Raw genomic sequence first — 1,381 nt, 5'->3', positions numbered from 1 at the left:
CCACACGGACCCGTCCGTGCTCAAGACGGTCGTGGCCGTCGACCGGTGACCGGCGCGATGCCGCCGGCGGTCACCCGTGGTGGACCGCCTCGATGTTGTTGCCGTCGGCGTCGAAGACGAACGCGCCGTAGTAGGTCTGGTGATATTGCGGACGCAGGCCCGGCGGGCCGTTGTCGACCCCGCCCGCGCGCAGGGCCGCCGCATGGAAAGCGTCCACTGTGGCTCGATCGTCGGCCCGGAAGGCGATGTGCACCCGATGTGACGGCTCGCGGACCGCCAGCCAGAAGAAGGGCCTGCCGCTCGGGTCGGCGAAGCCGACCAGCTCGGGCTGATCCCGCACCACCTTGATGCCGAGCGGCGCCAGGGCCCGCTCGTAGAAATACCTGCTCTCGTCCAGGTGATGCACGCCGAGCACTATGTGGTCGATCATCACGTCCCCTTTCCCGCCCCACTGAGAACATTAGTCGGCGGGTACGACAGAACTCAGGACGGCGAGAGCTCGTACGGCAGATCGAGGATGTGGTGGTCGACCAACTCGGCCAGCGGGGACCAGCACTCGTAGACGCCGCGTTCGTAACAGCGCGCGCCCGTCGCGGCCAGCGCCTCACCGTCCGGCCGGATGATGCGCAGCCGTGCCCACCGATCGTCGCGCTGCAGCACCCAGCACGGCACGCCCCGCCAGAGGGCCTGCTCGGCGCGACGGCTCAGCGTCTGCACCGGGTACCGGGCGGCCCGGGTCAGCGCCCGCACCCGGAATTCCCCGGGCGGGTCCGCGATCGCCTGATACTCGTGCTGGTTGATCCGGCCGACCAGGTGGGCGGCCGGCGGGTCGGTGCAGGGCACGTACTCGCGGTCCGGGCTCAGCCCGGGGACCCGCTCGAGCAGGTGCCGCCACTTCGGCCCGGCCAGGCGCAGCCAGCCGTGCTGCTCCGGCTGGTACGTGTACAGCACCACCTCCGCACCGTCCGCCGGATAGGCGAGCAGTTGCGCGTTCGCCGGCATCGGCAGGTCGGCGAAGCCGGCCGTGACGAACTCGGGGACCAGGTCGTCGGCGCTCGGGCTGAACCCGGTGCCGAGCACCATCGCGCCGACCCGCTCGTGCGCCGGCAACGCCGGCAGGCCGGGCTGCTCGACCCGGTCGGGGATCTCGTAGTCCCGCGGATCGATGGCCCGCCAGCGCAACGCGAACACGACCTCGTCGTCACCGAGGCCGTCGGTGCGCAGCAGCGCGAGATCGGCGGGGCGGGTGATGTGCGCGACGTCGCACGCGCGATAGCAGAAACCGTAGGGCAGCCAGCCGCCGAGATGCCCGGCCAGCTGGGCGGGCGACAGGAACTTCGTCATGCGGGTGCCGCGCCGCACGGCGGCCGTCGTGCGGATG

Annotated in this window: 2 protein-coding genes; both read right to left on the bottom strand. The window is 71.6% G+C overall.

Annotation, left to right across the window (positions count from 1 at the left end; genetic code table 11):
• Positions 1-70: 70 nt before the first annotated feature.
• Positions 71-430 (bottom strand): VOC family protein, encoded by a 360-nt coding sequence (locus AB0M20_RS43700; RefSeq protein WP_364307407.1) that lies wholly within the window; start codon positions 428-430, stop codon positions 71-73.
• A gap of 53 nt (positions 431-483) precedes the next feature.
• Positions 484-1,381: hypothetical protein (locus tag AB0M20_RS43695; RefSeq protein WP_364307405.1), on the bottom strand; the 898-nt coding region annotated here is incomplete at its 5' end.

Source organism: Actinoplanes sp. NPDC051633 (genome assembly GCF_040681735.1).
In the GTDB taxonomy this organism is placed as follows: Bacteria; Actinomycetota; Actinomycetes; order Mycobacteriales; family Micromonosporaceae; genus Actinoplanes.
Note: the sequence above shows the minus strand (reverse complement) of the source record. Positions and strands in the feature narration are given on the sequence as shown.